Annotated in this window: 12 protein-coding genes; 9 read left to right on the top strand and 3 right to left on the bottom strand. The window is 42.1% G+C overall.

The features are described from left to right. The first annotated feature begins 115 nt into the window (after window positions 1-115). Window positions 116-1,243, top strand: a complete 1,128-nt coding sequence (locus IPZ60_RS03690) for a zinc-binding dehydrogenase (protein WP_194196513.1) — start codon at window positions 116-118, stop codon at window positions 1,241-1,243. A gap of 183 nt (window positions 1,244-1,426) precedes the next feature. Here IPZ60_RS03690 and IPZ60_RS03685 read toward each other — a convergent pair whose 3' ends face one another. Together IPZ60_RS03685 and IPZ60_RS03680 are read right to left on the bottom strand one after the other, a co-directional pair. Then, window positions 1,427-2,140, bottom strand: a complete 714-nt coding sequence (locus IPZ60_RS03685) for a hypothetical protein (protein ID WP_194196512.1) — start codon at window positions 2,138-2,140, stop codon at window positions 1,427-1,429. Between the two features lie 89 nt (window positions 2,141-2,229). Continuing rightward, complete coding sequence (locus IPZ60_RS03680; RefSeq protein WP_227669212.1) at window positions 2,230-2,934, bottom strand: hypothetical protein; 705 nt, start codon at window positions 2,932-2,934, stop codon at window positions 2,230-2,232. Window positions 2,935-3,234: 300 nt separating this feature from the next. Between IPZ60_RS03680 and IPZ60_RS03675 the strand changes: the two genes are divergently transcribed. The 3 genes from IPZ60_RS03675 (at window position 3,235) to IPZ60_RS03665 (ending at window position 5,946) form a co-directional block, all read left to right on the top strand. Then, window positions 3,235-3,447 carry a hypothetical protein gene (locus IPZ60_RS03675; RefSeq protein ID WP_265087433.1) on the top strand — a complete coding sequence of 71 codons (213 nt, stop codon included), beginning with the start codon at window positions 3,235-3,237 and terminating at the stop codon, window positions 3,445-3,447. A gap of 441 nt (window positions 3,448-3,888) precedes the next feature. Next, window positions 3,889-5,052 (top strand): class C beta-lactamase, encoded by a 1,164-nt coding sequence (gene ampC, locus IPZ60_RS03670; protein WP_320108713.1) that lies wholly within the window; start codon window positions 3,889-3,891, stop codon window positions 5,050-5,052. A 195-nt stretch (window positions 5,053-5,247) separates the two neighbouring features. Next, a complete protein-coding gene (locus IPZ60_RS03665) occupies window positions 5,248-5,946 on the top strand; it encodes a VIT family protein (RefSeq protein ID WP_194196510.1) in 699 nt (232 codons plus the stop codon). 30 nt (window positions 5,947-5,976) lie between these two features. Here the strand turns inward: IPZ60_RS03665 and IPZ60_RS03660 are convergent, their stop codons facing one another. Continuing rightward, window positions 5,977-6,861 carry a hypothetical protein gene (locus IPZ60_RS03660; protein WP_194196509.1) on the bottom strand — a complete coding sequence of 295 codons (885 nt, stop codon included), beginning with the start codon at window positions 6,859-6,861 and terminating at the stop codon, window positions 5,977-5,979. 230 nt (window positions 6,862-7,091) lie between these two features. Between IPZ60_RS03660 and IPZ60_RS03655 the strand changes: the two genes are divergently transcribed. The 5 genes from IPZ60_RS03655 (at window position 7,092) to prpC (ending at window position 12,858) form a co-directional block, all read left to right on the top strand. Next, window positions 7,092-8,105, top strand: a complete 1,014-nt coding sequence (locus IPZ60_RS03655) for a LysR family transcriptional regulator (protein WP_110923427.1) — start codon at window positions 7,092-7,094, stop codon at window positions 8,103-8,105. Between the two features lie 224 nt (window positions 8,106-8,329). Next, on the top strand, window positions 8,330-9,604 hold the full coding sequence (locus IPZ60_RS03650) for an NRAMP family divalent metal transporter (RefSeq protein ID WP_194196508.1): 1,275 nt from the start codon (window positions 8,330-8,332) through the stop codon (window positions 9,602-9,604). A 352-nt stretch (window positions 9,605-9,956) separates the two neighbouring features. Next, a complete protein-coding gene (prpB, locus tag IPZ60_RS03645; protein ID WP_194196507.1) occupies window positions 9,957-10,850 on the top strand; it encodes a methylisocitrate lyase in 894 nt (297 codons plus the stop codon). A gap of 129 nt (window positions 10,851-10,979) precedes the next feature. Then, window positions 10,980-11,633 carry a DUF2059 domain-containing protein gene (locus IPZ60_RS03640; protein ID WP_194196506.1) on the top strand — a complete coding sequence of 218 codons (654 nt, stop codon included), beginning with the start codon at window positions 10,980-10,982 and terminating at the stop codon, window positions 11,631-11,633. A 97-nt stretch (window positions 11,634-11,730) separates the two neighbouring features. Next, window positions 11,731-12,858 (top strand): 2-methylcitrate synthase, encoded by a 1,128-nt coding sequence (prpC, locus tag IPZ60_RS03635; protein ID WP_194196505.1) that lies wholly within the window; start codon window positions 11,731-11,733, stop codon window positions 12,856-12,858. Window positions 12,859-12,882 lie beyond the last annotated feature (24 nt).

Here is a 12,882-nt window from a genome sequence, read left to right as displayed (position 1 = left end):
TTCAATTCTAAAAAGTATTCAACGATAAAACAATCGCTATTCCATAACCAAAAAATAGGGCCAATGCCATAACGTGATTGGCCAAACAACCTAATTATTTGCAGGAGCAAATCTTATGACTGATAAAAATATCCAACTGACCTCAACCATCAGCGAAGACAATAAACTAACCTTGGCTTTGCAAGAAATCGACATGCCACAACCGGGTGCCGACGAAGTTGTCGTTCGTATTGAAGCAGCACCGTTAAACCCATCTGATTTAGCCGTTCTATTTAGCGTCGCTGACATGTCGACTGCCGCGCAATCAGGCACAGACGAAAACCCAGTTATCACCGCTGACGTGCCAGCTAAGTTCATGCCATCTGTCAAAACTCGCGTTGGTAAAGACACGCCAGTCGGCAATGAAGGCGCAGGTACCGTAGTCGCCGCAGGATCATCAGATGCTGCACAAGCATTGATGGGTAAAACCGTTGCTGTGATCGGTGGTGGTACGTACCGTCAGTATCTTCGCGCCAATGTACAGAGCTGCTTAGAGCTAAAAGAAGGCACCACAGCGAAAGAAGGCGCGTCTTCTTTCGTGAATCCCCTTACTGCTCTAGCCATGGTCGAAACCATGCGCGCTGAAGGCCACAAAGCCATCGTTCATGCGGCGGCCGCTTCTAGCCTTGGTCAAATGCTAAACCGTATCTGTATGGCAGATGGTGTTGACTTAGTGAATATCGTCCGTAAAGACACGCAAGAAAAGCTATTGCGCGATATGGGTGCAAAGTATGTGGTCAACTCAAGCAGCGATACGTTTATTGCTGATTTAACAGCGGCCATTACTGAAACAGGTGCTACGATTTCGTTTGATCCAATCGGCGGCGGTCAATTGAGCAGCGATATTCTTAACTGTATGGAAGCGGCTATCAATGTTGATGTAGAAGAATACAGTGTTTATGGCTCTAATACGTTCAAACAAGCGTACATCTATGGCGCACTAAACCGTGGCCCTATCACTCTAAACCGTAACTTTGGTTTTTCTTGGGGCGTGAATGGCTTTTTGTTATTCAATGCATTAGGAAAACTGGGTACTAAAACAGTCGTGAAAATGCGCCAACGTGTGGCAGAAGAAATCACCACCACGTTTGCTAGCAGCTATACGCATGAAGTGTCATTGGCTGAAGTATTACATTTACAGTCAATCGCTGCTTATGGCAAACAAGCGACTGGTGAGAAATACTTAATCACGCCTCAAGCGTGATAATGTCTAAAAAGCTGTTATAACTTAAGATATAGCAACTTCTTCATAAGCTAATTTTGAATATATATAAAGGCAGATACTGATAATGGTATCTGCCTTTTTTGTTGACTTGGCTTTACATAGATTTAACTACACAATCAAAGCCCTAGTCCTAGCTCTAACGCTTACGTCCTGTAAAACACTTTAACCATACGATACTTTGCGAAAGTTTAAAATCTGTTGTTTGACTACCTGCTCAATGAGTTGCCAGTCAGCGATATTATGGCGAGAGTATTGCACATTGACATGTAAAGCCATTTCTGGCTCTAGATCAAAGCGATGATCACAAGGTGGCCTAGGGACATCTCTATTACTACACTTTATATAAGTTATAATTTGCCCTTTTTTATCCCTTTGAATAAACACATCTTCTGCATACCTGTCTTCACGATAAGGACGGTCAGTCTTAGGATCTATACCTGGAGGCGCATAAACTTTCAACCCGTATTGATCGTTATTAAGCTGTTCATATTGATGAACAGAACCTGCTTCTTTGCTAGGATTAAGTGTTCCATCGCCCATACGATGAATAGTACCTGCTCCATAATATCTATCGCCAGAGGAGACATTGACCGATACCCAAGGGTCATTCGGTAAGTACTGTTCTTTATCATAAGCATGTTTATGACTTTTATTGCTCTTATCGAATATGGTGTTATTGGTATAACGCACATCAAAGCCAAAACTATTGATCTTTGAGTCATAGCTACGTGTGGGCTTTTTACCCTCTCGTTTTTTACCCCATGCAGGATCACCATCATACTCAACCAAACTCACGATATTTCTTGGCAGGTCAACAGGGAGACCACCTAAATCACCAATATAGTTTGCAGGAGCTCTACCAATACAAGATGTCATGAGAGTAACACTCACAGTTATAAGAACAATCTTGCTTAATTTTTTAATAAACATTGAATACCTGAATAATTTAAGTTTTATAGCAGCACTTATGATACTTTGCGAAAGTTTAAAATCTGTTGTCTGACTGCTCGCTCAATTTGTTGCCAGTCAGCAAGATTATGACGTGAATATTGCACATTGACATATAAAGCCATTTCTGGCTCTAAATCGAAGTTGTGAATACAAGGTGGCCTAGGGACATCTCTATTACTACACTTTATATAGGTTGTAATTTGGCTATTATTATCTCTTTGAATAAACACATCTTCTGCATACCTGTCTTCACGATAAGGACGGTCAGTCTTAGGATCTATACCCGGCGGCGCATAAACTTCCAACTTATATTGATCGTTATTAAGCTGTTCATATTGATGAACAGGGTCTAGGCCACTTGCACTAATTGTTCCATCGCCGATACGGTGAATAGCGCCTACTCCATGATATTTATCGCCAGAGGAGACTCTGACTGATACCCAAGGGTCATTAGGCAAGTGCTGCTCTTTATCATAAGCATGTTTATGACTTTTATTGCTCTTATCGAATATGGTGTTGTCGGTATAACGTAGACCAAAGCCAAAGCTATTGATCTTTGAGTCATAGCCGCGTGTGGGCTTTTTGCCCTCTCGTTTTTTGCCAAATGTAGGGTCACCGTTATATGCAACGAAAGTCACAATATTTCTTGGCAGGTCAACGGGGAGACCACCTAAATCACCAATATAGTTTGCAGGCGCCCTACCAATACAAGATGTCATGAGAGTAGCGCTCACAGCTATAAGAACAATCTTGCTTAATTTTTTAATAAACATTGAATACCTTGAGAAATGGACATTGCTAAAAAGCATAATATTGCAATTCAAGAGACTAGCTAGAAGCATATATTATATAAGCAAAGATACAGGGGTAAATTTATTAATGTTTATTATTAAAAGGAAACCACACTACATCCGTCTTAAACAACGTGTGGCTCTAACACATTCAAACAAGCGTACATCTATGGTGCATTAAACCGTGGCCCTATCACCCTGAACCGTAACTTTGGTTTTTCTTGGGGCGTGAATGGCTTCTTGTTATTCAATGCGCTAGGTAAACTGGGCACTAAAACCGTCGTGAAAATTCGTCAACGTGTGGCAGAAGAAATCACCACCACGTTTGCAAGCAGCTATACGCATGAAGTGTCATTGGCAGAAGTGTTGCACTTACAGTCAATCGCTGCTTATGGCAAACAAGCAACAGGTGAGAAGTACTTAATAACGCCTCAAGCTTAATAAGCAATAAAAGTTGTTGTATATCTAATATATAGTGAACTTTTAACTGAGTGATTTTGAATATATAAAAAGGCAGATACCGATAATGGTATCTGCCTTTTTTTGTGTTTTATCATCGCTGTACTACTCTTACTGTACTAGGCTATTAGTAGAATTTGGTTTTATAGATTTACATTTTCAGTCATCATTGTAGTTATATAACTTCTTTGCCATAATTAAAAATAGCGCTGTCGCTGTAACCGTCGAAGGTAAATACGGTTTTGGTAAAAATGGTGAAAACATACCTTATTCATCAAGAATACAGCCATTGCTATACCACCTTCTAATGTATCGTCAATTCAAAGAAAATTGATACAAATGCTTGAGAAAAAAAGAACCAAACCTTAATTGGTAAAATATAAATAACCAAAGCGGACAAACAACCACATAATGAAAAAATCAGTGCAAAACACCTTAAATCGAGTCGGACTTACCATTTTAGTTGCAGCTTCATTGATGTCTGGAACAGTACAAGCAGCCGAAAGCAATCGTGCTTTGAAAATTGAGGTTGATAAACAAGCCAAATTATTAATGGAAGAGCATGATATCCCCGGTATGTCCTTTGGCATTATTATCGATGGCGAGTCTTATCTCTATAATTATGGCCTAGCGGACAAACAAGCCCGCATACCTGTCTCAGACAACACGATTTTTGAATTAGGCTCTATCAGTAAGACATTTGCCGCTACTCTAGCCAGTTATTCTGAACTTAATGGCACACTATCATTAGAGGATACCGCTGATAAATATATCCCTTATCTAAAAAACAGCGCTATTGGTGATACCAAACTGATTAATCTAGCCACCTATTCGGCAGGTGGTCTACCGCTTCAAGTACCTGATGATATCACCGATAATCAAGCATTGTTCCGCTATTATAAGTCTTGGCAGCCTGTATTCCCTGTCAACTCAAAACGTCTGTATTCCAATGCCAGCATCGGGCTGTTTGGCTATATATCTGCGCTAAGTATGGGCTCTGACTACACGCAGCTAATGGAAGATGAAATCCTGCCAGCACTCAACATGCCAAATACCTTTGTCAATGTGCCTAGTGACAGAATGGCTGATTATGCGTTTGGTTATAACGCTATTGGCGACGCCATTAGAGTCAACCCCGGTATGTTAGACTCAGAAGTCTACGGGATCAAATCAACCAGTGCAGATATGACTCGATATATGGCTGCGAATATGGGATTAGTATCTCTTGATAAAGATACTCAGCAATCATTGGAGAATAATAGAAAGGGTTACTATCAGGTGAGCACCTTTACACAAGGATTAGCGTGGGAGATGTATCCATTCCCTACTTCACTGGATACCTTGCTTGAAGGTAACTCGATGGAGGTAGTGCTGAACCCCCAGACCATTACCACAGACAAGCACCCTACACCCGTTTTAAACAATGTATGGGTCAATAAGACAGGTGCTACCAATGGGTTTGGTGGGTATATCGCTTATATCCCTTCCAAAAAATCAGGCATCGTCATTTTAGCAAACAAGAACTATCCTAATGCGGATAGAGTTAAAGCAGCCTATACGATTTTGGCAAGTGCAATGACTCACTGATTTTTTTCATTCATTTAATATGAGCCACAAAATGATCGGATGAGATGAAAGCTCGCGTTATGAGTAGCTAGAGCGTTTCATTAATTAGCACATTTATACATTTAGTCATGAAGCTAAAAAAATCTTTCTGTATAAAAAGCTGAGTAATAGTAGATAATTAAGTCTCAAGTGTTTAACGACTCTCTAAGGATATCTATGCATCACTCCATTCATGACGAGCCTCATCTTAGCAACCGCAACCATTGGTTAAGAGCAGCCGTGTTAGGTGCGAATGATGGGTTGATTTCAACTGCCAGTTTACTGGTCGGCGTGGCAGCGGCAAATCCTAGTAGTCAGACAATGCTATTGACCGGACTGGCAGCATTGACAGCAGGTGCATTATCAATGGCGGCTGGCGAGTATATTTCGGTGTCTTCGCAAGCAGATACCGAAAAGGCTGATTTGACCAAAGAGCAATATGAGCTGACACATAATGCTGATCGCGAGCTTTTTGAATTAACGAAAATTTATGAGACGCGCGGACTTGATCACACGTTGGCTCATCAAGTCGCGGTGGCTTTAACGGAACATGATGCCCTTGAAGCACATGCTCGTGACGAGATTGGTTTGACCGATCTTAGTCAAGCAAAGCCGATTCATGCGTCCGTTGCTTCAGGATTATCGTTCATTGCTGGAGCGATATTGCCCGTGATTGGTGTCATGGTATTACCAGCGCAGACATTGGTCTGGTCATTGGCATTCATTACCTTACTTGGTCTCATTCTGTTAGGTGTGATATCTGCCCGTTTGGGCGGCGCGCCCGTTATTCCTGCTGTCGTTCGGATCATTTCGTGGGGAGCGATTGCAATGCTAGCCACATCGATGATTGGACGTTTATTCGGTGTGGCAGTGTAGAGAGGCGTCTATTGAAATGGTAGATAAAACCTAGTCATTGGTCTCACGATACAATGTATTTTGTGATTCTTGTCTAAACACTTCATAACTGATAGCAGTATCAGCTTGTGGATCATTAGATGCAGATGATGGTGCCTCAGCAACCTCAGTTTGATTGGTTGTACTACTTTGATTCTCGCTAGTAGCCTCACCTTGTGGTGAATCTGCTACTGGCGTGTCTGCAGTACTTGGCTCTGTCTCATCTATGCTTGTTTCCGATTCAATATCTTCAGCAGGTATACTGTTTGTCGTTACTTTTGTCTCAATTGTCTCATTGTTATTGGGAGTTGAGTTTGCACTATCAGGCACAGTGGTATTTGTTGAAGTGGATAAAACGCCAGTGAAAATAAGCACTGCGACGATAACGGCAATTAATAATGAGCCAAAAACGATACCAATAATAAGCGGTTTTTTGCTACTTGCCAGCTTGTTCTGTGCTGTTGCTGCTGGCTCATTAACGACTTCCTGTATCTGCGCCTCTTGAGTGGCCCAGTCATCATTATAGGTAGTCGCTTTGGCGTCAGATTGCATCTCAGCTTCTGAATCCATGACTTTGTTATAGTCACTATTCAATTGAGTATGAGTATCATCAGATTCTATCTTTAATGATTCATCGATATTGAACGTTTCTTCTTCTACAAGTGAGTTTGAATTTGAGAAATCAAAAACAGTATCTGTGTCGGTCGCGGTTATATCTAATGCTTTCTCTTGTTTCTTTATATTGCCAGTAGCACGGCTGTCATCTTCAGTGCTTTGAACACGACTGATGAAGCGATCATAGATATCGTTGTTGGTACGGGTACGCGATTTTTTGTTGGCAATTTTCGCCAACCTCTCTTCAAAATCTGTCTCGATATCCGTTTTTTTGTCGCTCATAGAATAATACCAAACCAGTTTATTCTACTGGTATTAAATGACTGCTAGAATGAGTTGTGATATTTATCACTAAATTGTAACTATAGCGTAAGCAAACAATATAGTTGCTCACCATATTATCTTCAAGCACAATTTATTTGATATTAATAATATTTGTAAAATATATCCAGCATAATATCGTCAATATGCTAATGAATATAAAGACAATATATAAAAACAGGTTTAAGGGTATGGACTTAAAACAGCTTAATGCATTTATCGCTATCGCAGATTTGCGCAGCTTTAGTGCAGCCGCAACCAAAACAGGATTGTCACAACCAAGCCTGAGTCGTCTACTTAAACAGCTCGAAACAGATATGGGCGTAGAGTTGATCGATCGCTATCATCGGCCGCTAGATTTGACTGAAGCAGGCGCGTTTTTTTACGATAAAATCAGTACCATACTGACTGAGATTGATACCGTTACCAGTATGACTCAACGACTGTCTGCACCAAGTAGTATTTTAAACATTGGCTTTGTGCCCTCTGTGCTTTATGGCTTGCTTCCTGAAATAATCGCGATGCTCAAGCAATCCAGCCCCGACATCGAAGTCAATCTAAAAGACATCAGTTCATATCAGCAGATAGAAGCACTCAAATCTGGTGAAATCGATATCGGCTTTGGTCGCTTTGCTCACAAAGACCCTTGGATTCAACAGATATTACTACGGCATGAGCGTTACGTCGTCGCGCTACCAAAAGCACACGCCTTAGCGCATATCCGTGAACAGCGCTTGATAGATTTGGCAAACAACCGCTTGATCCTATACCATCAAACGCATTTACCAATAGCCACAACCGTATCGACATCAAACGCACAGAGCGTAAAGTTGACCGCTCATACAAAAAACAACCGTACAACCAACAAGCAATCCACACTTAATACGCCTATTACCGAGCCATTACTACATTTGTTTGCACAATACGGTATTTCGCCATTTATGACCACAACAGTAAGTGACTTACAGGTAGCGCTGGGTTTGGTGGCTGCTGGTGAAGGTATTACCCTCGTACCTGCCAGCCTAAAAACGGTGCGCACCGAGCAAATTAGTTATCAAAGCTTGGTGCATGAGAATGTTACCTCCCCTATCTATCTACATACGCTCAAAGACTTCGTTCACCCTAGTATTCCTGACTTACTCAGTGCGATTTATCACGTTTATGAGCAGCGTGGTATCACCTATCGTCAGCAGAAATTTATGTGAGTATTGTCAACCTCGACTGTTAAGTGCTAATCTCGCTATCACGCCCAGTAAAAAACGGTCAATCGTTAACTATCTATTGGTGTTGACCGTAAAAATAATCATTATTACGAGCAGTACAAGGTGTGATACAGTCACCGCTTATTTTTTGTACACATTGCTGTAATGGTTGCTGGCAGTACATCACAGGACGTGATGGCTGGCTATTTAACTATTTCGAGGGACTCATGACCACACAACAACTCAACAACACCGACATGGCCAGCACTGCCCAAGAAGGCTTTAGCTGGCGCATTTTTGGTCCTGGTATTTTAATGGCGACGGCTGCTATTGGTGGCTCGCATCTTATCTCCTCTACGCAGGCTGGTGCTATCTATGGCTGGCAGTTGGCTATCATGATTATCTTAGCCAATGTATTCAAGTATCCTTTCTTTCGCTTCGGCACTGACTATGTCTATGATACGGGCGAAAGCTTGATCGCAGGTTATGCCAAACGCTCAAAAGCATATTTGTGGATTTACTTTATCTTGTCTATCCTATCTGCGGTGATTAGTACAGGAGCGGTGACTCTGCTTGCTGCGGTGATACTGGGCTTTATGCTACCTGCGTCTCTTGGTCTATCAACGATGGCGCTGTCATTGATCATAGTGGGAGTGTCTTGGTTCTTTCTACTTGCTGGGCACTATAAACTACTTGATGGTGTGACTAAGTGGATTATGATTGCTCTGGTCTCCGCCACAGTATTAGCGGTACTGATTGCTGCTGGCAAGCCGACGGTGATGACGCCTGACTTTATTCCTACTTCTCCTTGGAACTTAGCAACGTTAGGCTTTATCGTGGCGCTCATGGGGTGGATGCCAGCGCCGCTTGAGTTTGCTGCTATTACCTCAATGTGGACATCTGCGAAGCGAAAAGCTGACCACACCACTCTCAAACAAGGTTTGCTTGATTTTAATGTGGGATTTTTAGTTTCTGCTATTTTAGCGTTGTTCTTTTTATCATTAGGTGTATTCGTTCAGTATGGTTCTGGTCAGGAAATTCAAACCGCAGGCGTCGCTTATATTGATCAGCTTATCAATATGTATACGGCGACCATCGGTGAATGGTCACGTCTTTTAGTCGCCTTTATCGCCTTTATGTGTATGTTCGGCACGACGATTACCTGTGCTGACGGCTATGGCCGTGCGAATGCTGAGTGCTGGCGTCTACTAAAAGGTGAAAGCGAGATCAATAAAAAACAAGTCGCCTTTTGGACGACTTATGCCATCGGTGGTGGTCTAGTGATTATCACTTTCTTCACCGGACAATTGGGTGCCATGTTAAAGTTCGCCATGATATCAGCATTTGTGTCTGCGCCTATCTTTGGTTGGTTAAATTATTCATTGGTCAAAAAGCATAAAAAACTATCAGCAGGTATGAATGTTTATTCAATTATAAGCTTACTGTTCCTAGGTGGCGTTGCCTTGTTATTCTTAGCCAACCTTGCTGGTCTCTTTGGTTAGACGCCTATCTATAGTACCTCTAATCATTTATAAAGCCCTTCTAGCCTTGCTATTAGGGCTTTTTTCTTGCGTGATATTTATAAAGCGTGATAATTACTTATCCTATCTTTGTAAGTAAATGTAAATATTAAAGGTCAATCAATGAAGTCGTTTTACTAAAATGAATAGTAGTGCATATGAACCATTGATTTATGGATAACGTTATTTGTAATATGAATATTATTAATTATATTTAATATTTAATTTAAATTATGTAATTAATAATAGTAAAAACCCCCTTTCCAGTGACTGATAATTGGGTATAATCGATAACAATAAAGAGAATATCATCCCTCCAAGTAAGGATTAAAACATGACTTTATCATCTGCTGGCGCGCGCTTCCGTAGTGCCTTGAAACAAAAAAACGATAATAACCAACCACTACAAATCGCTGGCGCTATTAACGCTTATACTGCGATGATGGCAACCCAAGTTGGTCATCAAGCATTGTATCTATCTGGTGCCGGCGTGGCCAATGCCTCATTTGGCTTGCCTGATCTGGGTATGACCAGTCTCGATAACGTCTTAGAAGATGCTCGCCGTATTACCGATGCCGTTGACACACCGCTATTGGTTGATATCGATACTGGTTTTGGTGGCGCCTTTAACATTGCCCAGACCATTAGAAAAATGGAAAAAGCAGGCGTGGCAGCCGTACATATCGAAGACCAAGTAGCGCAAAAGCGCTGTGGTCATCGTCCTAACAAAGAAATCGTTAGTATCTCAGAGATGGTCGATCGCCTTAAAGCGGCATTAGATGCCAAAACTGATCCTGACTTTGTGGTGATGGCACGTACAGATGCCTTGTCTGTAGAAGGTCTTGATGCTGCTGTTGAACGTGCTGTCGCGTTTCAAGAAGCTGGCGCAGATATGATTTTTGCTGAAGCGCTAACCGATATCGAGATGTATCGTAAGTTCACTGATGTACTAGACATTCCTTTGCTAGCAAATATGACTGAGTTTGGTCAGACTGATTTGTACACCGCTGATCAGCTGCATGGCGTTGGAGTCGATATGGTGCTGTATCCGCTATCAGCCTTCCGTGCGATGAACAAAGCGGCATTAAACGTCTATCAGCATTTACTGAACGACGGTACACAAGACAAAGTTGTCGATACCATGCAGACTCGTATGGAATTGTATGATTTCTTGAATTATCATGAGTTTGAGCAAACGCTAGACAAGCTATTCGCTGATAACAAATAGTTAATGATTAGCAGCTAGTTGCTAGTTAGTTTAATTAGTGATCTTAATTAGCACCTAGCAACGCCAAAAGATACATTGCTACTGCTGTTATCTTTACGATACTCATCTTCACTTACCTTTAGGTTATTTATGTCATTTTTCACCCCTAGTTCTATCGTTAAATCTTCAATTTTTAGCTGCACGCTCGCTGCGTTGTTGCTTACGACGGGCTGTGATAAAACACCAGAAACTGCTGACGACACGACTAGCGATGCAAGCACTGCTGAAGTCGTTGCTACAGATAAGGCTGCTGCACCCGCTACTCAAGACGACCTAGTAATGACAACAATTACGCTAGACACTGTCAACAAGCTATTATTTGCACCGATTATCAATAGCGGTACACTCAGCGCAGAGCAAGTAAGCTGCCTTGAGTCGCGCGATGAAGACTTAGGTAAAGCAGAAGTCGACAGCTTCTATAAGAGTCAGTTTACCGATGCAGAGCTGCAAGAGTTGGATGACTTTTATACATCAGATGTGGGGAAAAAGTTGATTGCTTTTGGCAATGAGCAATTGCTCGTCATGAATGGCGAAGAAATCGCAACGCCAATGGCTGAACCTACTCCAGAAGAGATGACGGAAATTCAAACGTTTACGGAGTCACCGCTTGGTGTTAAGTATATGAAGATTAATAATGCAGAAGGCGAAGGCAGTGCAATGGAAGTGCTAAACGTGCCTATCGAAGCCGAATTTAAGCGTTGCAATGTCGACTTAGGTGGCCCACAGCCTGAACAGCCTGCGTAACGCTCAACTGGCGCTATAGTCAGTTATTAACCAATAAATTCATTATCAGAAACACCGTTTTTCACCCAAAAAAGCTACCCACAAAAGGAATTTAATCATGGCAGCACAAAAAGAACTTTCAGGCGCAGGTTTACGCGGTCAAGTCGCTGGCAAGACGGCACTATCTACTGTTGGCAAATCAGGCTCAGGTCTGACCTATCGCGGTTACGACGTGTCAGAACTGGCAGACAAATGCATCTTTGAAGAAGTGGCGTATTTGCTACTGTACGGCAACTTGCCAAATCAGAGCCAACTTGATGCTTATCAAACCAAACTAAAAGGCTTACGTGGTCTGCCACAAGCACTAAAAGACGTATTAGAGCGTATCCCAGCAACTGCACATCCAATGGATGTATTGCGTACTGGTTGCTCTATGCTTGGTAACCTTGAGACCGAGACTGACTTTGCAGAAGAAAACGATCAAACCGATCGCATGCTTGCTGTTTTCCCATCGATTATCAACTACTGGTATCGCTTTACGCATGATAACGTGCGTATCGAAACCGAAACGGATGATGAAACCATCGGCGGTCATTTCTTGCATCTGCTCAAAGGCGAAAAACCAAACGAGCTACACACGAAAGTGATGAATGTCTCTCTTATCTTGTACGCAGAGCATGAGTTCAACGCTTCAACCTTTACCGCTCGCGTTTGTGCTTCTACTTTATCTGACATTCATTCTTGTATCACAGGCGCGATTGGCTCATTACGTGGTCACTTGCACGGCGGTGCGAACGAAGCCGCGATGGATATGATTGAAGGCTTTGGTTCAGCTGATGAAGCTGAGACAGAAATGATGGCTATGCTGGCACGCAAAGACAAAATCATGGGCTTTGGTCATGCGATCTATAGCGAGTCAGATCCACGTAATGTCGTGATTAAAGGTTGGGCTGAGAAACTGGCAGCGGATGTCGGTGATGAAGTGTTATATCCAGTATCGGTACGCTGTGAAGAAGTCATGTGGCGCGAGAAAAAACTTTTCTGTAATGCTGACTTTTTCCATGCCTCTGCCTATCACTTTATGGGCATCCCTACCAAACTGTTCACACCAATCTTTGTCTGTTCACGCCTAACAGGTTGGGCATCTCATGTATTTGAGCAACGTGCCAATAACCGTATCATTCGCCCAAGTGCAGAATATACGGGTGAAGAGCTTCGCCCAGTACCAGATATGAGTGCGCGTTAATTTGTAAGAATAGAAATATCAAAG

The sequence above is a fragment of the Psychrobacter sp. NG25 genome, from assembly GCF_015234355.1.
Classification (GTDB): Bacteria; Pseudomonadota; Gammaproteobacteria; order Pseudomonadales; family Moraxellaceae; genus Psychrobacter.
This window is presented reverse-complemented; position numbering and strand designations above follow the sequence as displayed.